The organism is Niveispirillum sp., assembly GCF_017996735.1.
In the GTDB taxonomy this organism is placed as follows: Bacteria; Pseudomonadota; Alphaproteobacteria; order Azospirillales; family Azospirillaceae; genus Niveispirillum.
In genome coordinates this window covers 1-26,450 of sequence record NZ_JAGOGJ010000058.1, presented here as the reverse complement: position 1 = coordinate 26,450, position 26,450 = coordinate 1, and the positions used below count along the sequence as shown (strand labels likewise).

Below are 26,450 nucleotides of genomic sequence, written 5' to 3'. Positions count from 1 at the left end.
TCCTGCATCCCGTCCTGCCCGAGGACCGGAACGACGCCCGCGGCCCCGAATCCCGCCTGGAAGAGGCGATGGGTCTGGCCGCCGCCATTGACCTTGAGGTTGCCTACGCCCGCGCCATCCGCGTCACCCGCCCGCGCCCGGCCACCCTGCTGGGGACCGGTGCGGTGGAGGAGGTGGCTGCGCTGGTGAAGGATGCCGAAATCGGTCTGGTCATCGTTGACCAGTCGCTGACGCCCATTCAGCAACGCAACCTGGAGCGTGACTGGAAGGCCAAGGTCATCGACCGTACCGGCCTGATCCTGGAAATCTTCGGCAAGCGTGCCCGCACGCGCGAAGGCCAGCTTCAGGTGGAACTGGCGGCCCTGACCTATCAGCGCTCGCGCCTTGTCCGCTCCTGGACCCACCTGGAACGGCAGCGCGGCGGCTTCGGCTTCCTTGGCGGTCCCGGCGAAAGCCAGATCGAAATGGACCGCCGCCTTATCAGCGACCGGATCGTGAAGCTGAAAGGCGAGTTGGAGGAGGTGCGACGTACCCGTGGCCTGCATCGCAAGGCGCGGGAAAAGGTGCCTTATCCCGTGGTGGCGCTGGTCGGCTATACCAATGCTGGCAAGTCCACCCTGTTCAACCGCATGGCCGGCGCTGACGTCTTTGCCAAGGATCTGCTGTTCGCGACGCTGGACCCGACCATGCGGTCGATCATGCTGCCGTCGAACCGCAAGATCATCCTGTCCGACACGGTGGGTTTCATCTCCGACCTGCCGCACGGTCTGGTGGAGGCGTTCCGCGCCACCTTGGAAGAGGTGATGGCCGCCGACATCATTCTGCATGTGCGCGACGTGTCGCACCCCGATACCGAGGCGCAGAAGGCCGACGTAGAGTCGGTATTGAAGGGGCTGGGCATCGAGGTCGATACCGATGAGCGGGTGATGGAGGTCCTGAACAAGCTGGACCGCCTGGGGGAAGAGGATCAGCAGACCCTGCTGCGCCAGGCGCGCCGCAATGGTGGTATCGCCATCTCCGCCCTGACCGGCGACGGTCTGGACACGCTATTCGACGCCATCGACCGCCGCATGGTGGCGGGGCGCGAGGTGGTGGAGTTCGATATCGACGTCAGCGACGGTGCCGCCATCGCCTGGCTGTATGGCAAGGGGGAAGTGCTGGACCGTCAGGATGACGACAGCCATGCCCGCCTGCGTGTCGGCCTGGACCCCGCCGATCTGGCACGGTTCCAGGACCGGTTCCCCTACCGTTCGCGCGAACAGGCCCTGGCGTCATGAGCCTTCCCGACCCTGACAAGGTGGCCGCCATCATCCGAGAGGTGGCGGCCACGGAGATCGTCCCGCGCTTTCGCGCCCTGTCGGCAGGTGATATCCGGGAAAAAAGCCCGGGTGATCTGGTCACCATCGCCGACGAGGCGGCGGAACGGGTACTGACAGCCCGTCTGGCCGATCTTCTGCCGGGGTCCCTGGTGGTGGGGGAAGAGGCGTGCGCTGCCGATCCCACCATTCTGTCGCGCCTCAACGCGGCGTCGGAGCCTGTCTGGATCATCGATCCCGTCGACGGCACCAGCAATTTCGCCAATGGCCGTCCGACCTTCGCCGTTCTTCTGGCGCTGGCCGTGAAGGGGCAAACGGTCGCCGGCTGGATCTATGATCCGCTGGGCGAGCGTATGGCTATCGCCCAGGCGGGAGAGGGGGCCTGGATGGCCGGCACGCGCCTGCGTGCCAGGCCCGGTGGCGCCATACCCGACCTGCGCGGCTCGCTCTCCACCAAGTTTTTTCCGGCGGAGGAAAAGAAACGGATGGAGAGCCTGCGTCCGCATTTTGCCTCCACCTACCGCCTGTTCTGCGCCGCGCATGAATATCTGAACCTGCTGACCGGTCAGGGTCAGTTCGCGGTGTACAACCGCACCATGCCCTGGGACCATGCGGCCGGAGCGCTGGCCTATACCGAAGCCGGCGGCCATGTCGCGAAATGGGATGGCAGTCCCTATCATCCCGGCGATGTCAGCGGCGGTATCCTGATGGCCGGCGACCAGCCCACCTGGACGGCATTGCGCCATTTCCTGTTCCCGGACATGGCGCAATAAGGTTCCGGTGGAAGGCCGGCCCAGGCCCATATCGTCGCGACATAGAGCAATGGCTGTAGCAGGCGGCGCAACGGCCCGGCTGGGTGCCAGAGTCCGTTGCGCCGCCGGTGTCAGTCGCGGGTTTTCAACAGGTCACGAATTTCCGTCAGCAGGACTTCGCTCTTGGTCGGCTCGACCGGCTTTGCGTCTTCCTTCTTCTTGAAGCGGTTCACCTGCTTGACCAGGATGAACACAGCCCAGGCGACGATGAAGAACTTGATCACGGCATTGATGAACAGGCCGTAATTCAACGTAGTGGCGCCGGCATCCTTGGCAGCCTTCAGCGAGGGATAATCGCCGCCCGACAGGCTGACGAAATAGTCGGAGAAATCGATCCCCCCCATCAGGTAACCGATCGGCGGCATCAGGATATCGTTCACCAGGGAAGTGACGATGGCCGTGAAGGCGGCACCGATGATGATACCGACGGCCAGATCCACGACATTGCCGCGGCTTATGAAGGTCTTGAATTCGTTCAGCATGGGTTCCCCGTTCCCATCAGCGCCGGCCCCGATGGCCCTTGCCTGGAAAAGCAGCATCTTCCATCGTAGCGGGAATGGAAAGTCCCAAAAGCCATCCTTTCTCCTTGCAAGGGTTCGCCATGTCCTCGCTTCGCCCCAATCCGCCTGGTCTGGTGACAGATATCGCCTTGCTGGAATCGCTTTACGGATCGCCGGCGGCGCCGTCCCTGGCCAAGGTGTCTCCCCATCTAACCAGGGCTTACCGCGCCTGGGTGGAGGCATCACCCTTCTTCGCCCTGGGTACCGTCGGCCCTGGCGGTCTGGATGTCTCTCCGCGGGGGGATGCCGGCCGTGCCGTGACGGTTCTGGATGAACGCACGCTGCTGATTCCTGACCGGCGCGGCAACAACCGTATCGACAGTCTGCGCAATATCCTGACCGATCCGCGTGTGGCGGTGCTTTTTATGATCCCCGGCGTCAATGAATGCCTGCGCATCAACGGACGTGCGGCGATCAGCGTCGATCCCGACCTTTGCCAGCGTCTGGCCATGGAGGGGCAACAGCCCCGTTCCGTCCTGTGGCTGGAGATTGACGAGGTCTATTTCCAATGCGCCCGGGCGCTGATCCGGTCCGATTTCTGGGCCCTGGGGGCGCGTGGCCGTCCGCCCGGCATCCCCACGGCCGGGCAGATGACGGCGGAGGCCAGCGACGGAAGGGAAGGGGGTGCCGCCTATGACGCCGCCCTTCCCGAACGCCAGCGCCGCACCTTATGGTGACAGACGGGTAGGGACATCAGGGAGGGGAGACCGGAATGTGGGGCTTGCTGCGTATTATCGCCGTGCTGATCGGCGTCATCCTGTTCCTGACCCTGCCCATGGTCCTGCGCGATAGCATTCCCGACACCCTGTTCGATGCCTGGGATGCGCTGTTGACGCCGATGCGGACCAAGATCAACGGCTTCTGGTGGCAATATTTCAACCGCCTGGACCAGCAGCCGCTGTTCCAGCTCTCCACCTTGTTGACCCAGGCATTGGTCATCACCGGCGTGCTGGAGGCCTTGCGCCTGATCTGGCGCCACCGGACCGCCTGACCCGTGCCGTTCTGCCCCCTTATGCGCGTGAGACAAATCACGGTGGTTGGCATCAGGCCTTGGCGTTGAACCGCCCGCCCGTCATCGGTTCCGGCACTCCCGTGGTGCCGGGCAGCGACAAGGGCAGGCCCAGCCGTGATCGCACCGCCAGATAGGCGAAGGCTTCCGCCTCCAACGCGTCACCGTTCCATCCCAGCCCATCGACGGGTGCCACCGGCACCCCGTCCAGCCGGTCGGCCAGCATCCACATCAAGGTTTCGTTCCGCCGCCCGCCGCCGCAGATCAGCCAGCACCTGGGTCGTGCCGGCACATGGTCCAACGCGCGGATGATGGTCTCCGCCGTGAAGGCGGTCAGGGTGGCGGCCGCATCCTCGGTTGACAGGTTGGTCATCGCCGCCTTTGCCCAGGCGTCACGGTCCAGCGATTTGGGCGGCGGGGCGGCAAAATAGGGATGGTTCAGCAGACGGGCCAGCATGTCGTCATCGACCATTCCGGCCCCCGCGATGCGCCCGCCATCATCATAGGGTTCGCCCGTCCGCGACAGGACCAGATCGTCGATCAGGGCATTGCCGGGACCCGTATCGAAGGCCACGACATCCAGCGGTCCTTCGCCCAGCCAGGTGATATTGGCAACCCCGCCGATATTCAGGATGGCCAGCGGCCGGTCGATATCACCGGCCAGCGCCTGATGGTACAGCGGCACCAGCGGCGCCCCCTGACCACCCGTCTGCACATCGGCCGTGCGGAAATCATGCACAACATCAATGCCGGTGGCCGCCGCCAGCCGCGCCCCGTCACCGATCTGCCAGGTGTGGCGGCGGTCGGGGGCGTGCAGGATGGTGTGACCGTGAAAGCCGATCAGGTCCACGTTCGCCGGTTCGACCTCATACACGCGCAGCAGGCTGGCCACCGCCTCGGCATGCAGGTCGGTCAGTTCCTGCTCCACGCCCGCCACATCGCCGACGCCGCCCAGCACCGACCGCAGCCGGTCTCGGAAGGTGCGGGCGTATGGGGTGAAGATGAAGCCCACCGGTTCCACCCAGCCATGCCCGTCGGTACGCAGCAGGGCCGCGTCGATGCCGTCCATCGACGTGCCGCTCATCAATCCAACGGTCAGGAAACGCTGCAATGCCATCACGCACCATGCTCTAACGCTTTGGATGTGCTACCACGCCCATGGCCGATTGGGCCATTCCTGAACTTCAAGGTCTATGAAAGATGAGCACGACCACCGTTCCCGCGAACATCAAGTCCGAATTCCTGCGCGTGATGGTGGAGCGTGGCTATTATCATCAGGCTACCGACCTTGAAGCGCTGGACAAGCAACTGTCGGACGGGATCGTCACCGGCTATATCGGGTTCGACGCGACGGCGACCAGCCTGCATGTCGGCTCGCTGATCCAGATCATGATCCTGCGCCGGTTGCAGCAGGCGGGTCATCGTCCCATCGCCCTGATGGGCGGCGGCACGACCAAGATCGGTGACCCGACCTTCAAGGATGAAGCGCGCCCGCTGCTGACCAACGAGGTCATCGACCAGAATATCCAGGGCATCCTGACGCCCTTCAACCGGCTGATCACATTCGGCGACGGGCCGACCGATGCGCTGCTGGCGAACAATGCCGACTGGCTGGACGAGTTGCGCTACATCCCGTTCCTGCGCGATGTGGGCCGGCATTTCACCATCAACCGCATGCTGACCTTTGACAGCGTCAAGCTGCGCCTGGACCGTGAACAGCCGCTGACCTTCCTGGAATTCAATTACATGATCCTCCAGGCCTACGATTTCGTGGAGCTGCAGCGCCGCTTCGGCTGCACCCTGCAGTGCGGCGGGTCGGACCAGTGGGGCAATATCGTCAATGGTGTCGAACTGGGTCGCCGTATCGCCAATGCCCAGCTTTTCGGCCTGACCTCCCCGCTGCTGACCACCGCGTCGGGCGCCAAGATGGGCAAGACGGCGGCCGGTGCTGTCTGGCTGAACGAAGACCGGCTGTCCAACCTGGATTTCTGGCAGTACTGGCGCAATACCGAAGATGCTGATGTCGGCCGCTTCCTGAAGCTGTTCACCGATCTGCCGCTGGATGAGATCGCCCGGCTGGAGGCGCTGCAGGGCGCGGAGATCAACGAGGCCAAGAAGATCCTGGCCACGGAAGTCACCGCCCTGGTGCGCGGACGTGAGGCCGCCGTGCAGGCCGCCGAAACTGCCCGCCGGACGTTCGAGGAAGGGGCGGCCGCTGAAGGCCTGCCCACGATCGAGGTGGCGGCCGGTGCCCTGGCCGATGGTGCCTATCTGGCCGACCTGATGGTCCAGGCCGGTCTTTCGGCCAGCAAGGGCGAGGCGCGCCGCCTGATCAAGGGCAATGGCGTCAAGGTCAATGACGGGGCCGTGTCGGACGAGGCCTACAAGCTGTTCGCCTCCCATGTCGGTGATGACGGCGTCATCAAGCTGTCGGCCGGCAAGAAGCGCCATGCATTGGTGAAACTGGTGTGATGCGCAGGACAGGTTGAGCACTTGTGAGCCCTTACAGCACGTCCTTTGCTGTAAGGGCTTCGGTGTCGCTTCGAATTGACCTATGTACAATCATTGCCTTGTATTCATACGGGTGGCCTTTGGCCTCACCTATACCACTTGCCGTTATGATGTTTTTTGCGCGATCATCCTCTCTGCCGACAAACCAGGAGGGGAAATCGATGTATCACCCGGACGCTTTGGACCCCATCGTCGCCTTCCTGCGTGGCATCGGTATCGGCGTGGAGTTCGGCCCCGGTGCGCAGAACGGTTTCCTGCCGGGGGTGAACATCCATGCCGGCGTGATCCATGTCGATCCCCACACATTGGCCGGATCGGGCGACCTTCTGCATGAGGCGGGGCATATCGCGGTGCTGCCCAAACGGTTTCGCTCGGGGCTGGGCACCGATCTTGAAGTCGACTTGCATCGGTTGATCGAGCAAGAGGTGGGGCCCGGCATTCCCGACGACCCGATTCTGGCCGCCCCGTATCAGCAGGGAGAGTTGATGGCCCAGGCCTGGTCCTATGCCGCCGCCCTGCATATCGGTGTTCCGCCGGCCTGTGTCTTTTTTCCCGGTTCCTACAAGCATCATGATTACGAAGGCCAGCATCCCATGGAGCGCTGGATCGAAAGGGGCACCCATTACGGACCAATGGCCCTGGCGCGGGTCGGTATGACCGGTCCGGCGGGATTGTTCGCCATGATGAATGCCGGCAATGTCCTGCCGCCCTATCCGGTGATGTCGCGCTGGGTGCAGGAATGACCTGAAAGACCGGTCGGACCCGTTTGTCAGGGCGGAGAATTCTGTATATGTTCTCCCCACCATGATTGACGATCTGATCGACGAACCGTACCCGACGCACCCGCCCGCCACCGCGCACCGCCCGTATATGGAGGGGTTGAACCCGGTCCAGCGGCAGGCGGTGGAGGCGCTGGACGGGCCTGTCCTGGTCCTGGCCGGTGCCGGCACCGGCAAGACGCGGGTGCTGACCACGCGGCTGGCGCATCTGCTGCTGTCGCGGCGGATCAGTCCGTGGAACGTGCTGACGGTGACCTTCACCAACAAGGCGGCGCGGGAAATGCGCGACCGCGTCGACAATCTGCTGGGCAGCCAGTCGGAAGGCTGGTGGATGGGCACGTTCCATTCGCTGGCCGCCCGCATCCTGCGCCGCCATGCCGAACTGGTCGGCCTTAAGCCCAGCTTCACCATCCTGGACACCGACGATCAGATCCGTCTGGTGAAACAGTTGATGGAGGCGGAGAATATCGACAGCAAGAAGTGGCCCGCCCGCATGCTGCTGTCCATCATCGAACGGTGGAAGGACCGGGCGCTGACGCCGGACAAGCTGAAGCCGCAGGACGCAGGCGACGCCGCCAATGGCCGCATCCTGTCAATCTACAAACAATATCAGGAACGGCTGCTGTCCCTGAACTGCTGCGATTTCGGCGATCTGCTGCTGCACAATATCACGCTGTTCCAGCAGCATAACGACGTGCTGATCGAGTATCAGAATCGGTTCAAATATATCCTGGTGGATGAGTATCAGGACACCAACGTCGCTCAGTATCTCTGGCTGCGACTGCTGGCCCAGGCGCACAAGAATATCTGCTGCGTGGGTGACGATGATCAGTCGATCTATGGCTGGCGCGGTGCGGAGGTGGGTAACATCCTGCGGTTCGAGCATGATTTCCCCGGCGCCCAGGTCATCCGCCTGGAACAGAACTATCGCTCTACGGCCCATATCCTGGGGGCCGCCCACGGCATCATCGCCAATAACCAGGGCCGCCTGGGCAAGCAGCTCTGGACCGAGACGGAGGGCGGGGAGAAGGTGCGTGTCCGCGGCCTCTGGGATGCCGAGGAAGAGGCCCGATGGGTCGGGGACGAGGTTGAGGCGTTGCAGCGCCAACGCGTCAGCCTGGGCCAGATGGCGGTCCTGGTCCGCGCCGGTTTCCAGACGCGTGAGTTCGAGGAACGGTTCATCACGCTGGGTCTGCCCTACCGCGTGATCGGCGGCCCGCGTTTCTATGAACGTCAGGAAATCCGCGATGCCCTGGCCTATCTGCGCGTGCTGGTCAGCCCGGAGGATGATCTGGCGTTTGAGCGCATCATCAACACGCCCAAGCGCGGTATCGGGGCCACCACCATCCAGAGCCTCTACGTGGCGTCACGCACGCTCGGCGTGCCGTTGACGGAGGCTGCCTGGAAACTGTCGCAGACGGACGAGTTGAAGCCCAAGATGCGCAGCGCCATTTCTGCCCTGTCGCAGGATTTTTTCCGCTGGCGCGCCCAGATCGACCGGGTGCCCCACACGGAACTGGCCCAGACCATCCTGGATGAAAGCGGCTATACCCGCATGTGGCAGGAGGATAAGAGCCCCGAAGCCCCCGGCCGCCTGGACAATCTGAAAGAACTGATCAACGCCATGGGGGAGTTCGAGAACCTGACAGGGTTCCTGGAACATGTCTCCCTGGTCATGGAAAACGCGCAAGGGTCGGGCGACGAACAGGTTTCACTGATGACCCTGCACGGCGCCAAGGGCCTGGAGTTCGATGTTGTCTTCCTGCCGGGGTGGGAGGAGGGGGTGTTCCCCAGCCAGCGCACCCTGGATGAAAACGGCATTGCGGGGCTGGAGGAGGAACGCCGGCTGGCCTATGTCGGCATCACGCGCGGGCGCAAACGCGTCTATATCAGCCACGCCGCCAACCGCCGCATCCATGGCACCTGGGCCACCGCCATCCCGTCGCGCTTTGTCGATGAATTGCCGGCCGAGCATATCGAGACGGAAAACAACCCCGGCATTGGCGGGTCCGGTTTCGGCGGCGGTATGCGTGAAAGTGCCTATGGTGGCGGTTTCGGCGGTGGCTGGGGCGGGGGTGGCTTCGGTGACCGATTCAACCGCATGGGCCAGAAGGCGGCGCAGGCCCCGGCACGGTCCGGCCGTCTGATCGAGGGAACGGCCATTGATGTAACCCCGCGCAAGCGCCCCGACCGCGCCTTCAACCCCGGCGACCGGGTGTTCCACACCAAATTCGGCTATGGCACGGTCAAGGGTGTGGAGAATGACAAGCTGGAAATCAGCTTCGATGTCGCCGGCATCAAGAAGGTGATGGACAGCTTTGTTGTGCCGGCCGACAAGGCAGGCTGAGGGGCAGGCGGCGGAAGCGATATTGGCGAAGCGTAGTCCGGGGAAATCCCGGCTGCGCTGTCCGTCCGATTGGGTGTCGCTTATCCGGGTCATGGAGTGATCCCCCAATACGTCATCCTGCGTATATGGCAGTGCAGCATGGGTCCGCATACTGGTCCAACCGTTCGAAACGGGGACATTGGATCGGGCCGGACCATGAGCGAGACTATTGCGACCCAATTCTGGACCTTACAGGACTGGGCAAAGGCCTATCGGGCTGGTGCCAGGCCTGAGGACCTTCTGCCCGCCTTGCTGGCCCGCCTGTCCACCGATGATCCGGCCTGGATCAGCCTGATTGGGGCCGATGCGTTGGCGGCGCGTATCCAGGCGCTGGACCCGTCGGCCCCGCTATACGGCATCCCCTTTGCCGTGAAGGACAATATCGACGCGGCCGGCCTGCCCACCACCTGCGCCTGCCCCGACTTCACTTATCTGCCCGATGCCAGTGCCGCCGCTGTGGCGAAGCTGGAGGCGGCGGGCGCCGTCGTCATTGCCAAGACCAACCTGGATCAGTTCGCCACCGGTCTGGTCGGCACCCGGTCGCCCTATGGCGTGGTGCCCAATGCCTTCAGCGCCGACCATGTCTCCGGCGGTTCCAGTTCCGGGTCGGCATCGGTGGTGGCGCGCGGGCTGGTGCCGTTCGCGCTGGGTACCGACACGGCGGGATCAGGGCGTGTACCGGCGGGGCACAATAATCTGGTCGGGTTAAAGCCGACACGGGGGCTGGTCTCCACCCGTGGCCTGGTGCCGGCCTGTCGCACGCTGGATTGCATCACCGTGATGGCGATGTCGGTCGATGATGCGGCATCCGTGCTGGAGCATATGCAGGGCTATGACGCGGCCGATGCCTATTCGCGCAAGGCCGGTGCCCCGCCCACGGCCTGGCCCGCGCGACCGGTGCTGGGCATTCCCAAGACCCCGAACTGGTTCGGGGACGAGGGGGCGGCGGCTGCCTATCAGGCCTCCCTGGCACGGCTGTCATCCCTGGGCGTTGAGCTTCGGCCGCTGGATTTCCAACCGCTGTGGGATGTGGCTGCCCTGCTGTATGACGGCCCGTGGGTAGCCGAGCGCTATGCTGCGATTGAGCAGGTGATGCGCGAACGGCCGGAAACGGTGCATCCCGTGGTCCGGTCCATCATCGAAAAGGCGCGGAATTTCACCGCCGCCGACGGGTTCAAGGCCGAGTACCGCCGCATGGAACTGGCACGGCGGGTGGAGGGGATGATCGCCGGGCTGGACGGGCTGCTGGTCCCCACGGCCCCGACCCTGCCCACCATCGCGGAGGTGATGGCCGACCCGGTGGGCGTCAACAGCCGCATGGGGCTGTACACAAATTTCGTGAACCTGCTGGACTGGTCCGCCATCGCCTTGCCGGGCGGCATGCGGCCGGACGGGCTGCCCGCCGGCATTACCCTGATCGCGCCCGCCTGGAACGAGGCGCGGTTGGTGGAGTTCGGCCGGCTGTGGCAGGCGGCCAGCCCCTGGAAACGGGGGGCCTCCACCCTGGCCCTGCCACAGGCGGAACGGGTCGCCGACGGAAGGCATGGGCATGTCACGCTCGCCGTGGTCGGTGCGCACCTGTCGGGCATGCCGCTGAACAGTCAACTGACCGAACGCGGGGCCGTGCTGCTGGAAAGCACTCTGACCTCTGCCGCCTATCGTCTTTACGCCCTGCCCGGCACGACCCCGCCCAAGCCGGGCTTGGTGCGCACGGGAGAAGGCATGCCCATCGCGGTGGAGCTTTGGGACATGCCGGTGGCCCATTACGGGTCCTTCGTGGCGCTGATCCCGCCACCGCTGGGCATCGGCACCCTGGAACTGGTCGATGGGCGGCATGTGCAGGGGTTCCTGTGCGAGTCCTGGGCCACCCGTGACGCCGCCGACATTACCAGCCTGGGCGGCTGGCGCGCCTATATGCGCCTGCGCGCCCAGAATGCCGCCTGATCGGGAGGCCAGCGGCCCCGGCGATTAAGGGAAAAAGGAGATTCTTCAATATGTTCAAGACCGTCCTGATCGCCAATCGCGGTGAAATTGCTGTCCGTATCGCCGCCACCTTGAAGCAGATGAATATCCGCTCGGTCGCGGTCTATTCAGATGCCGATGCCGACAGTTTGCATGTGGCCATGGCCGATATGGCGGTGTCGCTGGGCGGGCAGACGCCGGCGGAAAGCTACCTGCGTGGCGACCGGATCATTCAGATCGCGCGGGAAACGGGGGCAGAGGCCATCATTCCCGGCTATGGCTTCCTGTCGGAAAATACCGATTTCGCCGAACAATGCGCCGCCGCCGGCATCGCCTTTGTCGGCCCCACGCCGGACCAGATCCGCCGCTTCGGCCTGAAACATACCTCGCGGGAGATTGCCAAGGCCGCCGGTGTGCCCCTGACGCCGGGCACCGACCTGTTGAAGGATGTAGAGGAGGCCAAGCAGGCGGCGGCCGAGATCGGCTATCCCATCATGCTGAAAAGTACCGCTGGCGGCGGCGGCATCGGCCTGCAGCGCTGCCTGGATGAAGCGGAACTGGTAGCGGCCTTCGACAGTGTGAAGCGGCTGGGCCGGTCCTTTTTCAAGGATGGCGGGGTGTTCATCGAACGGTTCGTGTCGGACGCCCGCCATGTCGAGGTGCAGATATTCGGTGACGGGCGGGGCAATGTCGTGGCCCTGGGGGAACGTGACTGTTCCGTGCAACGCCGAAACCAGAAGGTGATCGAGGAGACGCCCGCCCCCGGCCTGCCGCCCGACACCCGCCGCCGCTTGCTGGATGCCGCTGTCCGCCTGGGTCAGGCGGTGGGCTATGTCTCGGCTGGCACGGTGGAGTTCATCTATGATGCGGCCCGCGACGCCTTCTATTTCCTGGAGGTGAATACAAGGCTGCAGGTCGAGCATCCGGTGACGGAGGCCGTGACGGGCCTGGATCTGGTGGAATGGATGATCCGCATCGCCGCCGGCGACCCGCCCGATTTCAGCCAATTGCCCGAACCGCAGGGGGCCGCGATCGAGGTCCGGCTTTATGCCGAAAATCCCGTGCGCAATTTCGCACCCTCGCCCGGCACCCTGACGGAGGTGTTCTTCCCCGAAGGTGTTCGGGTCGATGGCTGGGTGCGCACGGGCACGGAGGTTTCGGCCCACTATGACCCGATGATCGCCAAGCTGATCGTGCACGGCCCGGACCGGGAGGCGGCGCGGCAAAAAATGCTGGCGGCCCTGGACGCAACGCGCCTGCATGGCATCGCCACCAATCTGGATTATCTGCGCGGCATCCTGTCGGGTTCGACCTTCATCGACGCCAGGATGTCCACCCGGTTCCTGGACAGCTATCACCATGTGTCGCCGGTGGTAGAGGTGGTGGAGCCCGGCACCTACACCACTGTGCAGGATTATCCGGGCCGTCACGGATATTGGGATATCGGCGTGCCGCCATCGGGTCCGATGGATGATTACGCGTTCCGTCTGGCCAACCGCATTGTCGGCAATGATGCGGCGGCGGCCGGTCTTGAATGCACCCTGCAAGGCCCGACCCTGCGCTTTCATGGCGATGCCGTGATCGCCCTGGCCGGGGCCGAGATGGCGGCGACGCTTGATGACGGGGAGGCGCTGCCCTTCTGGACGCCTGTCAAGGTCTCGGCCGGGCAGGTGCTGCGCCTGGGCCGCGCGGCCAGTGGTTGCCGCACCTATATCGCCATCCGCAATGGGCTTGATGTGCCCGACTATCTGGGCAGCAAGTCCACCTTCGTGCTGGGACAGTTCGGCGGCCATGCCGGGCGCACCCTGCGCGTGGGCGACGTGTTGCCGGTCAGCCGTCCGCAATCGCCTGCCTGCACCACGCCAGCCCCGGCTTTTGATCCCGCACAGGTTCCGGCATCGCTGATCCCCGCCTATGGCAAGCACTGGGATATCGCGGTGCTGTACGGTCCCCATGGCGCCCCGGATTTTTTCAAGTCCGAGGCGATGGAGACATTCTTTAGCAGCGATTACCGCGTGCATCACAATTCCAACCGCCTGGGCGTGCGGCTGGTCGGGCCGAAGCCGGAATGGATGCGCAGCGATGGCGGGGAGGCGGGGCTGCACCCATCCAACATCCATGATTGCGTCTATGCCATTGGCAGCATCAATTTCACGGGCGATACACCCGTCATCCTGACCTGCGACGGGCCCAGCCTGGGCGGTTTCGTCTGTCCCGCCACCATCATCAAGGCCGACTTGTGGAAGGTGGGGCAGGTGAAGCCGGGCGACACGATCCGGTTCCGTCCTGTCAGCTTCACCGATGCGCTGGCCCTGGAACAGGCGCAGGATGCGGCTATTGCGGCGCTGTCCGACACGGCCTTGCCGGTGCCGGACCCCATCGCGCCCGACACCTGCATCCTGACCCGTCTGCCCGCCACCACCGACCGGCCCATGGTCACCTACCGGCAGGCGGGCGATAAGTACCTCCTGCTGGAATATGGAGAGAATATCCTGGACCTGCGCCTTCGTCTGCGCATCCATCTGGTGATGGAGGCGTTGACGGCGGCCAAGGTTCCCGGCGTGGCGGAACTGTCGCCGGGGGTGCGGTCGGTCCAGATCCATTATGACAGCCGGGTGATCACCCAGGCGGCACTGGTCGCCAAGCTGCTGGAACTGGAGGAGGGGCTGGGCAGTGTGGCGGGGCTGAAGGTGCCCAGCCGCATCGTGCATCTGCCCATGGCGTTCGAGGATAGTGCCACCCTGGGCGCCGTCACCCGCTATCAGGAGACGGTGAAGAGTGAGGCGCCCTGGCTGCCCAACAATGTCGATTTTATTCAGCGTATCAACGGCCTGGACAGCCGCGAGCAGGTGCGCGACACCATCTTCGATGCCAGCTACATGGTGCTGGGCCTGGGCGATGTCTATCTGGGCGCCCCGTGCGCGGTTCCGCTGGACCCGCGCCACCGGCTGTTGACCAGCAAATACAATCCCGCACGCACCTATACCGCCGAAGGCACGGTGGGCATAGGCGGCGTCTATATGTGCATCTATGGCATGGACAGCCCCGGCGGGTACCAGCTTGTCGGCCGCACCGTGCCCATCTGGAACAAGTTCCTGGCCAACCGGCAGTTCGGGGCCGAACCCTGGCTGCTGCGCTTCTTCGACCGGGTACGCTTCCATCCCGTGACGGAGGCGGAACTGGACCGCTTCCGCACCGATTTCCGTTCCGGCCGCGCGCAGGTGCGGGTGGAAGAGGATGTATTCGATCTGGAAGCGCAGGAGGCGGTCTGGGCTGCGGAGGCCGACGATATCGCCGCCTTCCGCGCCCGCCAGCACGCGGCCTTCACGGCAGAGGTGGCGCGCTGGCAGTCGGACGACACCACGGCCGCCACCGATGACGAGCCACCGCCCGTCGCCGATGATAACGCCATCCAGGCCGACATTTCCGGCAATGTCTGGAAGGTGCTGGTGGAGGTCGGGCAGGTGGTGGAGGTGGGCCAGAAGCTGGTCATTCTGGAAGCGATGAAGATGGAATTCGCGATCCATGCCCGCGCGGCGGGCCGGATCGGTGCCGTTCATTGTCGGGCGGGCCGGCCGGTGACGACGGGCGACGCGCTTTTGTCCCTGATCGCGGATTGACGCTGAAAGAACCCCTTGACCTTCCCATTGTGGGAAGGTTCACAAACATTGGACGTTGCCGGAAGGGAGGGCGGGTTTGCGCTGGGTCATTGCCCTTATGCTGCCGCCCGCTGTTTCCTTCCTGGTTCATCCGATGACCGGCCAGAGGCCGGAAGGGGTTTGGGATGTCGTCCGCGATCCTGTCTTTGCCCGTGCAGGGCATGCGTTGCGCCTCCTGTGCGGGGCGGATTGAGAAGGCCGTGGCGAAGCTGCCCGGTGTGGCCGCCGTCACCGTCAATCTGTCGGCGCAGCGTGTGCTGGTCACGCCCAGCGATAACGCCGACATGAAAATGCCGGTTGCCGTCGTCGCCGCCATTACCGATGCGGGTTTCACCCCGGTGGTCGAGCCGAAACGGCTGACGCTGACGGGACTGCGCTGTGCCGGGTGCGTCGGCAAGGTGGAAAAGGCGCTGCGGGCCGTGCCCGGCGTCATTGATGTCAGGATATCCCAGGCTACCAGCACGGCCCTGATCGACGCCGCCGATGTCAGCGATGATGATCTTGCCGCTGCTGTGGTTGCCGCCGGTTATGGGGTGGCTGGGGCGGAGGATGAACCGCTACCCACTGCGCAACCGCCTGCCGCAACCCGCGCTCCCGGATTGGGCGAAGGCGCGCGGGCCGCCCTGTCGCTGATCCTGTCCGTGCCGCTGCTGCTGCCCATGCTGGGCGGGCCGTCCCTGCCGGCCTGGGCACAGTTCGCCCTCGGCAGCCTGGTCCAGTTCGGTTTGGGCTGGCCCTTCTATGCCGGGGCCTGGAACGCCCTGAAACACCGGACGGCCAGCATGGATGTGCTGGTGGTGCTGGGTACGCTGGCGGCCTGGGGCCTGTCGGGGTGGATGTGGATGACGGCCCATCCCGGCCATGCGCCGCACCTGTATTATGAGGCGGCGTCGGTGATCATCGCCATGCTGCTGCTGGGCCGCTGGCTGGAGGCACGGGCCAAGCGCAAGACGGGCGCGGCCATCGAAGCGCTGATGGCCCTGCGGCCGCAGGTGGCGCGGGTGCGGCGTGACGGCGGGGAAGTGACCCTGCCGATCGCGCAGTTGAAACGGGGTGATGTGGCGCTGGTCCGGCCGGGAGAACAGGTTCCCGTCGACGGCACCATCCTGGAAGGCTCCACCCATCTGGACGAAAGCATGCTGACGGGGGAAAGCCTGCCCGTGGCCAAGGGGCCGGGGGCGGCGGTCACGGGCGCGTCCATGAACCTGGACGGTTTCATCGCCGTGACGGTGGGTGCGCTGGGCGCCGACAGCACGCTGTCCCGCATCATCCGCATGGTGGAGGAGGCGGGGGCGGCAAAGGCCCCGGTCCAGCGTCTGGTCGACAAGGTGTCCGCCATCTTTGTGCCGGTGATCCTGGTCCTGGCGCTGCTGACCCTGGCCGGCTGGCTGCTGGCGGGGGCCGGCGTGGAGGTGGCATTGATCAATGCCGTATCGGTGCTGGTCATCGCCTGTCCTTGTGCTTTGGGTCTGGCGACACCGACGGCCCTGATGGTGGGGACCGGGGTTGCGGCCCGCGCCGGCATCCTGATCCGCGATGCCGAGGCGCTGGAACGAGCGCGGGAGATCGGGGTGGTGGCCTTTGACAAGACCGGCACCCTGACGCAGGGAAAGCCCGCCGTGGTGGCGGTGCAGCCGGTGACGGGCGGGGACAAGGACAAGGTTCTGCGCCTTGCCGCCGCCTTGCAGGCCGGCAGCAGCCATCCGCTGGCGGTGGCTGTGCGCGATGCCATGCCTGACGTTGCCGCCGCCGAGGGCATGCGTGCCTTGCCGGGCCTGGGCGTGGAGGGGCGGGCGGAGGGTGCCGCCCTGCTGCTGGGCAATGCCCGGCTGATGGCCGACCGGGGTATCGACATTTCGGCGCTGGATACCGTGGCGCGGGGTCTGACGGCCCAGGGGCGGACCTTGTCCTATCTGGTGTCCGACGGGGTGGCGCTGGGCCTGATCGCCTTTGGCGACCGGGTCAAGGACACGGCACCCGCCGCCATCGCGCGGCTGAAAGCGTTGGGCATCCGTACCGTCATGCTGACGGGCGACAATGCGGGGGCCGCCGCCGCGACAGCCGCCACACTGGGTGTGGACGAGGTGCTGGCCGAACTGCTGCCCCAGGACAAGGGGGAGGCGCTGGCGAAGCTGCGCAGTGGGGGACGGGTCGTCGCCATGGTGGGGGACGGCATCAATGACGCGCCGGCCCTGGCCGCCGCCGATATCGGCATCGCCATGGGCACCGGTACCGACATTGCCATGCGGGCCGCGGGGGTGACCCTGATGCGGGGTGACCCGTCGCTGGTGGCCGACGCCATTTCGGTGTCCCGGCGCACGGTGGCCAAGATCCGCCAGAACCTGTTCTGGGCCTTCATCTATAATATCGTCGGCGTGCCGCTGGCCATGGCCGGGCTGCTCAACCCCATGCTGGCGGGGGCGGCCATGGCGGCGTCCAGCGTCTGTGTGGTCGCCAACGCCCTGCTACTGCGGCGCTGGCGGCCGGGCGTTTAGGGCATCGGCTGCCCACGCGCGGCGACCAGCACCGCGTACCACTCAGCCCCCGTCATCTGCACCGTGAAGGCATCCGCCGCCTCCCGGATGCGGGCGGGGGTCTGGCTGCCGACCAGGGGGATGGGGCGGGCGGGATGGGCGATGGCCCAGGCATAGGCGACGGCGGCGCGCGTAGCCCCCTGGCGGATTGCGATGGCATCCAGTGCCGCCGCCACCCGGCCCGTGCGCTCATCCCCCGCGTCGCCCAGCAGGTTGCCGCCACCCAGCGGCGACCATGTCAGGACGGTCAGGCCGCGTTCCAGCGCCTGATCCAGCACCCCGTCGAACAGCGGATCGATATGCAGCGGGGAGAATTCCGGCTGGATCGACAGCAGCGGAAAGGGCAGGTGCGCCGACAAGGCCGCCACCTGGGCGGCGGTGTAGTTGGAGACACCCGCCGCCTTGATCTTGCCCTGCTGGCGCAGCCTATCCAGCGCTGCCGCGACCTCTGCCGGGTGGGCCAGAAGGTCGGGGCGGTGCACCTGATACAGGTCGATGCAATCGACATTCAGCCGGCGCAGCGACGCCTCGCAGCATTCAACCAACCGGTTGCCGCGCTGATGATAGGGGATGGGCGGCTGGATACCGCCCTTGGTGGCCAGCACGATCCGGTCGCGCAGACCCGGATTGGCCTTCAGCACACGGCCGAACAGGGCTTCTGCTGCACCGAACCCGTGTTCATGGCCGAAACCATAGATGTCGGCCGTATCGAACAGGGTGATCCCCGCCTCCAGCGCTGCCATGGACCGGGCCGTTGCGGCGGCCACATCGTCGCCGTGATAGCGCCACATGCCCCAGCCCAGGGCAGAAACGGCAGGGGCGCCGTCGATCAGGGGGCGGACGGCGGCGTTTATCATCAATTGATCCATGATCATTCCGGCCAGGGCGGGTTTGTCGGTTGCGGCATCCTTCTACAAGCAAATCACCCATGCCGCCACCATGCTTGCCAGGGGTGCCAAGCGTCCGAATAGTGATACACACGTTTGAACAAGGAACATCCGCCATGGAAGTGACGAACGACGCCACCGGCCCGGAAGAAGGCAACGGCCCCAGCCCGGCGGAGATGGTGGAACGTCTGGTCCGTCTGCTGACGGTCACGGAAGTGGGTCCCGACCTGTACCATGGCTCCCGGCAGATCGGCGGCCGGGGCCGGGTCTTTGGCGGGCAGGTGGTGGCCCAGGCGCTGGCCGCCGCCATCGGTACCGTCGATGGCGGCCGCGTCGCCCATTCGCTGCATGCTTATTTTATGCGCGGCGGGGATGAGGATTACCCTATCGACCTGCGCGTCCATCGCGATTTCGACGGACGCAGCTTCGCTACCCGCCGGGTGGAGGCGATCCAGGGCGGGGAACCGATCCTGACCCTGTCGGCGTCCTTCCACCGGCCGGAGGAAGGGCTGGCGCATGCCGATTACCGCATGCCCGCCGTGCCGATGCCCGAAGACCTGCCACCCGAATCCGAGGTGGTGAAAAGCTTCATCGAGCGTCTGCCCGCCCCCACCCAGGCCTTTCTGAAACGGCGGCGGTCGGTGGAACTTCGGCATGTAAACCGGGTCGATCCCACGGATGGCCGCCCGCACGACGCGGTTCAGCATGTCTGGTTCCGCGTCGTTGCCCCCATGCCGGACGATGCCGACCTGCACCGGGTGGCGCTGGCCTACATGACCGACATGGTGCTGCTGGGGTCTTCGCTGCTGCCACATGGCATCAACTGGATGTCGGGCACGGCCAAGGGGGCCAGCCTGGATCACGCCGTCTGGTTCCATGAGCTGGATTTCCGGGTAGATGACTGGCTGCTCTACAGCACGCACAGCCCCTGGACGGGCGGCGGGCGCGGGTTGAACCATGGCCGCATCTTCGATCGTGACGGTCGCCTGATTGCCAGCACAGCACAGGAAGGCGTCATCCGCCGCATGCGCTGATCCCCCGCTACAGCCACAGGAAACGCCGGATATGTCCCGACCCGCCGCCCCCTCTCGTGAGCATTACCGCCATTTCCGGCGGCTGGATACGCGCTGGATGGACAATGACGTCTATGGTCATGTCAACAACGTCACCTACTATTCCTATTTCGATACGGGCGTGAACGCGTATCTGGTGGAAAAGGGTGTGCTGGACATCCATGCCGGGGCCACCATCGGCCTGGTGGTGGAAACGGGCTGCCGGTATTTCGCCTCCGTCGCCTTCCCTGATGCTTTGGAGATCGGCATCCGCGTGGCGCATCTGGGCAACAGCTCCGTGCGCTATGAGGTGGGGGTGTTCAAGGCGGGGGAGGAAACGGCAGCAGCGGCCGGCCATTTCACCCATGTCTATGTCGAGCGTGAGACGCGCCGTCCCGCCCCCCTGCCGCCCGATTTCCGGACGGTGCTGGAAGCGCTCACCTGACGCTATCCAGAAAGGCCAGTGCCGCTCAGAAAGGCAAAGGGGCCTTCCACCCTGCGGCGGAAGGCCCCCTGTCGGGTCAGGTGCTTACGACCCGATGCGGCCGCCATCGGTACGGCGGATGGTGACCACCGACGGGCGCGGATAATCGCCGTCCGGCCACTTGGACTGGCTGTTGCTGAACAGGCCGCTGACATCCTCGCCCGGATGCTGGACGGCGATGAAGAAGGTGGTGTTGTCCGGCGACAGCAGCGGGCCGCAGCATTCGGCACCGGCCGGGACCGACAGGAAGCGCTTCACCGGCACCGGCTGACCCGGGGTCACCGACAGCGGCATGGCATAGATGCCGTCATTGAACGGATAGTTGGACGGGGTGCCGTCGGTGGCGATCCACATATTGCCGCTGGTGTCGAAGGTGACATTGTCCGGGGAGCCGAACCGGTCGCCGGTGAAGGTCGACGCGCCGTTCAGCGAGATATTGTCCGCCGCCGTGGCCGCAGCGGCGGGATCGCCCGCCAGCAGGAAGATGCGCCAGGTGAAGGTCTTGGCCGCATGGTCGTTGCCGGTCTCCGTCACCTCGATGATATGACCGGTCCGGTTGGGGCCGCGCGGGTTGGCGGCATCGGCCTTGGCCGGCACGGCGCGGCCGGCACCGGCGCGCGACCCGCTGGTGACGTTGGCCGTGCTGCTGGTTGCCTGACGCGAGCTGTTGTTGGTCAGGATGATGAACATCTTGCCATTGCCGTAGAAATCGGCGTCGACGGTGGCTTCCAGATCTTCCGGACGGTCCATCGGCGTGGCGCCGACCGCGTCACCGGCGCGGCGGCTGTTGATCAGAACGTCGGCCTGGGTCTGGAACCGGCGGGTGCCGTCCGGATAGGTGGACGCGGCCAGCAGCGGGCCCGACACCGGGTCGTTCAGGTCCAGCGGCAGCCACACACCCGTGCCGTCGGCATTGAAGCGGGCGGCATACAGCGTACCGGCATCCAGCAGGTCCATGTTGGCCGCGCGGTTGGCCGGATTGTAGGTGCCCGACGACACGAACTTGTAGACATATTCGAACACGGTGTCGCAGCCGGAATAGGCCGTGACCTTGTTGGAACCGCGCGTCAGGGCGATGGTGGCGCCTTCATGCTTGAAGCGGCCCAGGGCCGTGCGCTTCTTGGGCATGGAGGTCGGGTCGTAGGGATCGATCTCGACCATCCAGCCGAAACGGTACGGCTCGTTCACGCCTTCCGGCTTGGCGCAGTCGAAGCGGGGGACGTAATTCTCCCACTTGCGGCCAGAGGCGCCGCTGCCGACCGTGTAATCGGTGTGGTCGAGCGCCACCTTGGCGTCGGTGATCTTCGACCGGTTGGCGAAATACTGGTCGAAATTCTCTTCGGCCGCCAGATAGGTGCCCCAGGGCGTGAAGCCGCCGGCGCAATTGTTGAAGGTGCCCAGCACCAGCGTGCCCGTCGGGTCAGCCGGGGTCTTCAGCTTGTCATGCCCGGCGGCGGGACCCGTGACGCGCATCGGCGTCGTGCCCGTGATGCGGCGGTTGTAGGGGGAGGTGACGTCATAGCTCCAGCGACCGTTCAGGATGCGGGCATTAACGACGGAAACCCCGTGCGCCTCGATCTCGGTCAGCGCCTCGTTCTCGCTGGCGCTGTAATTCTCGAACATGTTCGGACCCGAGGTATACTCGTGGTTCACGCACATGATGTAGGACGGGTAGGGCAGGCGGCCGATCTTGGCCGGCGCGCCGAACCGTTCCGGGAACACAGCGACCATGTCACAGTTGAAGCCGAAGCGCTTGGCCTGATCGGCGGGGGACTGCTTGGTCGGATCGAAAGGCGCCATGCCGGGGAACAGCGGGTCGCCCCAGCGGATCAGGGTGTGCGCCTCGTACCCGGCGGGCACGGTCACCTTGTCGGCCTTGGTCTCGGCAACGGACGTGAAGGTCAGCGGCAGGGTGGCGGCCTGCGCCTCCTTGCCCGTCAGGAAGATGCCGGGGGCCGTCAGGGCCGCCGTGGCCGCCGCCGTCGCGGCCGAACCGCGCAGGAAGTGGCGGCGGCCGACACTCGCCTCCAGCACCTTGTCGAAGGTCTTGTCCGCGCCGATACCACGCTCTTCAAGGTCTTCGCGGTCGATTTCGGGGACGTCGATCTGGCTCACGGACTTGCTCCCTGGATATAGATCACCAAACAAGAGGCGGGGGCCGCTTGGTTGCCCCTCAACTACACCAGTGAACAAGACGATAATTTTGGAGATGCGTGAAGTTTATGCGTCAGTTTTGTTGTATGAGGGAAATCATATCGAATTGATATCAGGGTTCAGGAAGTTCCTATACATCCACAAACTTCCATTAATCCGTAACAAATTCCGGTTAGAAGCCATTGCTATTCGAAGCGTCCGGCCAGTTCTGGCCCGGCGATGCTTTTCCATCATTCTCATCTCACGATGGCGGCCACAATGGGCATTCAGTCGATTTCGCATCGTTCCCGCCGGTTGGGTCGGACATTGGCGGCCGGTACCGGCCTGCTGATGCTGCTGACGGGGCCTGCCCTGGCACAGCAGGCGCTGCCGCCGGTTGCGGAACCGAAACGGCCCGACCTGCCGGTTCCGTCGTTGCCGGCGGGACCTGCCTTGGGCGGGATCGAGATCGCGCCGGCTCCCGGTGCGGCGCCCGTGGCCGGTGCCACCACGACACCGCTGACCCTGTCGCGTGTGGTGGTGGAAGGGGCGGGCGCCATGCCGGCCGGGGCGTTCGACGACCTGACGGCCGCCATCACGGGCAAGCCGGTGACGCTGGCCGACCTGTACGCCACGGCGGACGCCATCACGGCGCGGTATCGCGCCGCCGGCTGGGTCCTGGCGCGGGCGGTGGTGCCGGCGCAGCGCATCAGCGACGGCGTCGCCACCATCCGCGTCGTGGAGGGCTTCATCGCCAAGACCGTGGTGGAAGGTGATGCCGGCGCCCATGCCGCCCGCATCCAGTCCTATCTGGACCATCTGACGGCAACCAAGGGGGCGCTGAACATCGCCGACCTGGAACGCTGGCTGCTGCTGGTCAACGACCTGCCGGGGGTGGCTGCGCGTGCCGTGCTGTCGCCCGCCGCCGGGCAGACGGGCGGGTCGATCCTGACGCTGAAGGTGGAACGGCAGGTGGTGCAGGCCTATGCCGCCATCGATAATCGCGGGTCGGTCTATACCGGCCCCTGGCGCCTGATGGCCGGTGCCGCCTTCAACGATGCCGCCAATGGCGGGCGGTTCACCATCTCCGGCCTGACGGCGCTGGAGGATACCGATGAACAGCAGGGGCTGACCCTGTCCTGGGATCAGCAGGTCGGGTCGGAGGGCACCCTGCTGGGCGTGCGCGGCAGCATCCAGCGGGGCGAGCCGGGCGACAGCCTGGAGGCGTTGGAGGTCACCACCCGTTACAGTGGCCTGACCCTGCGCGCGGCCCATCCGTTCCTGCGCAGCCGGGCAAAAAGCCTGGTGATCGATACCGAATTCAACGCCTACGAAACCCGCACGGCCTTTTTCGGCCAGCGCTTTGCCCAGGATGTCGTGCGGACCCTGTCGCTGGGGGCGGATTTCACCCTGCTGGACAAGGCGGGGGGGACCAACCGTTTCGCTGCGCGTGTCGTGCAGGGGCTGGATGTGCTGGGCGCCAGCCGGGACGGGGCGCCGGACAAATCCCGCGCCGCCGGCTCGGCCGAATTCACGCGCATGACGTTCGATGCCGAACGTATCCAGGCGCTGGGCAACGGCCTGTCGGCCCGTCTGGCCTTTTCCGCCCAGATCGCCGACCGCGCGCTGCTGGCGCAGGAGGAATTCAAGCTGGGCGGGGCCGCCTTCGGCCGGGCCTTCGATGATGGCGAACTATCGGGTGACCAGGGCGTTGCGGGGCTGCTGGAACTGCGCTGGGCCTTGCCGGTGGGCGAGGCGGTTGGGGCGCAGCTCTATGGTTTCTATGATCATGGCAAGGTCTGGAACGATGATCCGGTGACGCAGATGGACAATGTCGAACTGGCGTCGGTCGGCGCCGGCCTGCGCGCCAATCTGGACGACCTGATGTCCGCGGACCTGCAGGTGGCCAAGCCGCTGCGCCGCGACGTGGCGACCAAGGGCGATCGCGACGCCCGTTTCTTCCTCTCCGTCACCACCCGCTTCTGATCCGTGCGCCCGATGCAAAATCGCCTGATGCACAAGGGGAACGAACCCATGGCCCGTGACATGCACTCCCGCCGCCGCCTGCTGGCCGGCACCGCGCTGACCGGCGTGGTCCTGGCCCTGGCAGGCGCCGCCGCCGCCAACCCCGTGGACCCCACCGTGGTGCATGGCACCGTCGGTTTCAGCAGCAATGGTCCGGTGCTGGAGGTGCGGCAGGGCAGCGACAAGGCCATCATCGACTGGCGCGGCTTCGATATCGGCACCGGGGAGGCGACACACTTCGTGCAGCCGGGTGCCGGTTCCATCGCGCTGAACCGTGTTACGGGCGGTCAGCAAAGCCACATCGACGGGTCGTTGACGGCGAATGGCCGCATCTTCCTGATCAATCCCAACGGCATCCTGTTCGGGGCCGGTTCGGTGGTGGATGTGGGCGGACTGGTTGCCAGCACGGCCAATATCGCCAATGACCGCTTCCTGTCCGGTGATTACCGGTTCGACATCGCGTCACCGGTGGCCGGCGCCGCGATCAGCAATGCCGGGACTATCGATGCCGGCATGGCCGCCCTTGTCGCGCCGCAGGTGCGCAACAGCGGCACCATCCGTGCCGATCTGGGCCGCGTCACCCTGGGTGCGGCCCAGCGTTTCACGCTGGATCTGGCCGGCGACGGGCTGATCAGCTTCGATGCCGGATCGGCCGTGGACGGGGCGAAGCTGGAACAGGCGGGTCTGGTCCAGGGCGCGTCCGTCCTGCTGTCGGCCGCCACGGCGGCGCGCGTGGTCGATAATGTCATCGACATGACGGGCGTGGTCCAGGCGCGCGGCGTTCGCCAGGAAGGTGGCGATATTATTCTGGATGGTGGCGAAGGCAGCGTTTCCGTTTCCGGCACCCTGAACGCCGACGCGGTGGGCCAGGGCGATGGCGGGACCATCACGGTCCTGTCGGACAGCAATGTCCGCTTCACCGGCGCGATCAGCGCCCGTGGCGCCGGCACCGGCCGGGGCGGTGATGTCGACCTGTCGTCCCAGGGCGGGCTGACCTACCGCGGCTCTGCCGACCTGACATCCGATAGCGGCGTGAAAGGCACGCTGCTGCTGGACCCCAAGAACATCATCGTGGCGTCCACGGGCGTCGATGGTGTCGCCGGCAACGACACGTTTGCGGAGAATCCGGCCGCCGATGCCACCATCGCCGCCGCCGATGTGGTGACGGCCCTGAACGGCGCCAATCTGGTGCTGCAGGCCAATAATGATATCAGCGTCAATGCCAAGGTCGATGCCCGCGCCAATGCCGGTGCCGGCGACCTGACCCTGCGGGCCGGCCGGTCGGTCGCTTTGAATGCCGATGTCAATGTGAAGGGTGCCTTCACCGCCATCGCGAATGACCCAGCCGCCATCGCCGCGCAGCGCGACCCCGGCGCCGGTTCCATCCGCGTGTCCAGTGGCGTAACGGTCGGCAGCACGGGCAGCCAGACCTTTAATGGCGACCTGTCGCTGGCCGGCAATCTGATCACCAGCGGGTCGGGAGCCGTCGACATCACCGGGGCGCTGACCGTGGCCGATCTTGCCACCATCGTGACGGCGGGCGGTGCGGCGGATGGTGTCGGCGTGGCCGGTGCCACCAATGGGGCGGGCTTCCTGGTCATCGACGCGGGGGCCGGTGCCGTCCGCCTGGGCACTGTCGGCGGGGCACAGGCGCTTTCGGGTCTGTCGGTGGCTGGCGGTACCGTCGCCCTGAACAGCGTGCAGACCAGCGGCCTGCAGGATTATGCCGGGGCTATCACGCTTTCCGGTGATCTGGTCAGCACGGTGGGCGGTGCGGTCCGCCTGGGCGGGCCGGTCACGCTGACGGGTGACAGCAGCATCGTTACGGCCGGTTTCGCAGGTGACGACATCCAGGTCGCGGGTGCCGTCAACGGCCCCTACGCGCTGGTCGCCGATGCGGGCGCCGGTGCAGTGACCTTTGCCGGTGCTGTAGGCGCCAGCCGCGCCCTGACGCTGCTGTCGGCCGGCGGTTCTTCCGTCCGGCTGGGAAGCGTCACCACCAGCGGTTTGCAGGATTATGCGGGTGCCATCACCCTTTCCGGCGATCTGGTCAGCACGTTGGGTGGTGCCGTCCGCCTGGCTGGTCCGGTCACGCTGACGGGCAATAGCAGCATCGTGACGGCCGGTTTCGCAAATGACGACATCCAGGTCGCGGGTACCGTCAACGGCCCCTACGCGCTGGTTGCCGATGCGGGCGCCGGTACGGTCAGCTTCTCCGGTGCCGTAGGCTCCAGCCGCGCCCTGACGCTGCTGTCGGCCGGCGGTTCTTCCGTCCGGCTGGGCAGCGTCACCACCAGCGGTTTGCAGGATTATGCGGGTGCCATCACGCTTTCCGGTGATC

At 65.7% G+C, this 26,450-nt stretch carries 18 protein-coding genes; 14 read left to right on the top strand and 4 right to left on the bottom strand.

The features are described from left to right. The first annotated feature begins 2 nt into the window (after positions 1–2). The gene (hflX, locus tag KBA48_RS18065; protein ID WP_292908941.1) at positions 3–1,277 is read left to right on the top strand and encodes a GTPase HflX; all 1,275 of its coding nucleotides are present in this window, start codon (positions 3–5) and stop codon (positions 1,275–1,277) included. Beyond that, positions 1,274–2,089 (top strand): inositol monophosphatase family protein, encoded by an 816-nt coding sequence (locus tag KBA48_RS18060; RefSeq protein WP_292908911.1) that lies wholly within the window; start codon positions 1,274–1,276, stop codon positions 2,087–2,089. Before hflX ends, KBA48_RS18060 begins: the two co-directional genes overlap by 4 nt. A 110-nt stretch (positions 2,090–2,199) precedes the next feature. On the opposite strand, the gene mscL is transcribed toward KBA48_RS18060, so the two are convergent. Continuing rightward, a complete protein-coding gene (gene mscL / locus KBA48_RS18055) occupies positions 2,200–2,610 on the bottom strand; it encodes a large conductance mechanosensitive channel protein MscL (protein WP_292908909.1) in 411 nt (136 codons plus the stop codon). 119 nt (positions 2,611–2,729) lie between these two features. Here mscL and KBA48_RS18050 point away from each other — a divergent pair, with 119 nt between their 5' ends. Together KBA48_RS18050 and KBA48_RS18045 are read left to right on the top strand one after the other, a co-directional pair. After that, the gene (locus tag KBA48_RS18050) at positions 2,730–3,365 is read left to right on the top strand and encodes a pyridoxamine 5'-phosphate oxidase family protein (RefSeq protein ID WP_292908907.1); all 636 of its coding nucleotides are present in this window, start codon (positions 2,730–2,732) and stop codon (positions 3,363–3,365) included. Between the two features lie 35 nt (positions 3,366–3,400). Then, a complete protein-coding gene (locus KBA48_RS18045; protein WP_292908905.1) occupies positions 3,401–3,679 on the top strand; it encodes a hypothetical protein in 279 nt (92 codons plus the stop codon). 52 nt (positions 3,680–3,731) lie between these two features. On the opposite strand, the gene KBA48_RS18040 is transcribed toward KBA48_RS18045, so the two are convergent. Next, on the bottom strand, positions 3,732–4,814 hold the full coding sequence (locus KBA48_RS18040) for an anhydro-N-acetylmuramic acid kinase (protein ID WP_292908903.1): 1,083 nt from the start codon (positions 4,812–4,814) through the stop codon (positions 3,732–3,734). 83 nt (positions 4,815–4,897) lie between these two features. On the opposite strand from KBA48_RS18040, the gene tyrS reads away from it, so the two are divergent. The 6 genes from tyrS (at position 4,898) to KBA48_RS18010 (ending at position 17,489) form a co-directional block, all read left to right on the top strand. Beyond that, positions 4,898–6,169, top strand: coding sequence for a tyrosine--tRNA ligase (gene tyrS, locus KBA48_RS18035; RefSeq protein WP_292908901.1), 1,272 nt, complete (start codon positions 4,898–4,900; stop codon positions 6,167–6,169). A 200-nt stretch (positions 6,170–6,369) separates the two neighbouring features. Further along, on the top strand, positions 6,370–6,951 hold the full coding sequence (locus KBA48_RS18030; RefSeq protein ID WP_292908899.1) for a hypothetical protein: 582 nt from the start codon (positions 6,370–6,372) through the stop codon (positions 6,949–6,951). A gap of 61 nt (positions 6,952–7,012) precedes the next feature. Then, positions 7,013–9,334 carry an ATP-dependent helicase gene (locus tag KBA48_RS18025; RefSeq protein ID WP_367273844.1) on the top strand — a complete coding sequence of 774 codons (2,322 nt, stop codon included), beginning with the start codon at positions 7,013–7,015 and terminating at the stop codon, positions 9,332–9,334. Positions 9,335–9,529: 195 nt separating this feature from the next. Continuing rightward, complete coding sequence (gene atzF, locus KBA48_RS18020) at positions 9,530–11,317, top strand: allophanate hydrolase (protein WP_292908897.1); 1,788 nt, start codon at positions 9,530–9,532, stop codon at positions 11,315–11,317. Between the two features lie 50 nt (positions 11,318–11,367). Further along, positions 11,368–14,955 carry an urea carboxylase gene (gene uca / locus KBA48_RS18015; RefSeq protein ID WP_292908895.1) on the top strand — a complete coding sequence of 1,196 codons (3,588 nt, stop codon included), beginning with the start codon at positions 11,368–11,370 and terminating at the stop codon, positions 14,953–14,955. A 164-nt stretch (positions 14,956–15,119) separates the two neighbouring features. Further along, entirely contained in the window at positions 15,120–17,489 is a 2,370-nt protein-coding gene (locus tag KBA48_RS18010) for a heavy metal translocating P-type ATPase (RefSeq protein WP_292908893.1), read from the top strand. On the opposite strand, the gene KBA48_RS18005 is transcribed toward KBA48_RS18010, so the two are convergent. Beyond that, positions 17,486–18,385: an aldo/keto reductase gene (locus KBA48_RS18005; RefSeq protein WP_292908891.1), complete on the bottom strand. Its 900-nt coding sequence runs from the start codon at positions 18,383–18,385 to the stop codon at positions 17,486–17,488. The genes KBA48_RS18010 and KBA48_RS18005 overlap by 4 nt on opposite strands. Before the next feature lie 146 nt (positions 18,386–18,531). Here KBA48_RS18005 and KBA48_RS18000 point away from each other — a divergent pair, with 146 nt between their 5' ends. Beyond that, entirely contained in the window at positions 18,532–19,449 is a 918-nt protein-coding gene (locus tag KBA48_RS18000) for an acyl-CoA thioesterase II (RefSeq protein ID WP_292908889.1), read from the top strand. Positions 19,450–19,480: 31 nt separating this feature from the next. Continuing rightward, entirely contained in the window at positions 19,481–19,912 is a 432-nt protein-coding gene (locus tag KBA48_RS17995) for a thioesterase family protein (protein WP_292908887.1), read from the top strand. Between the two features lie 84 nt (positions 19,913–19,996). Here the strand turns inward: KBA48_RS17995 and KBA48_RS17990 are convergent, their stop codons facing one another. Beyond that, positions 19,997–22,066 (bottom strand): PhoX family phosphatase, encoded by a 2,070-nt coding sequence (locus tag KBA48_RS17990; RefSeq protein ID WP_292908885.1) that lies wholly within the window; start codon positions 22,064–22,066, stop codon positions 19,997–19,999. Positions 22,067–22,411: 345 nt separating this feature from the next. Between KBA48_RS17990 and KBA48_RS17985 the strand changes: the two genes are divergently transcribed. Then, positions 22,412–24,070 (top strand): ShlB/FhaC/HecB family hemolysin secretion/activation protein, encoded by a 1,659-nt coding sequence (locus tag KBA48_RS17985; RefSeq protein ID WP_292908883.1) that lies wholly within the window; start codon positions 22,412–22,414, stop codon positions 24,068–24,070. Positions 24,071–24,118: 48 nt separating this feature from the next. After that, positions 24,119–26,450, top strand: a 2,332-nt coding sequence (locus KBA48_RS17980) for a filamentous hemagglutinin N-terminal domain-containing protein (protein WP_292908881.1), incomplete at its 3' end; no start/stop codon positions are given.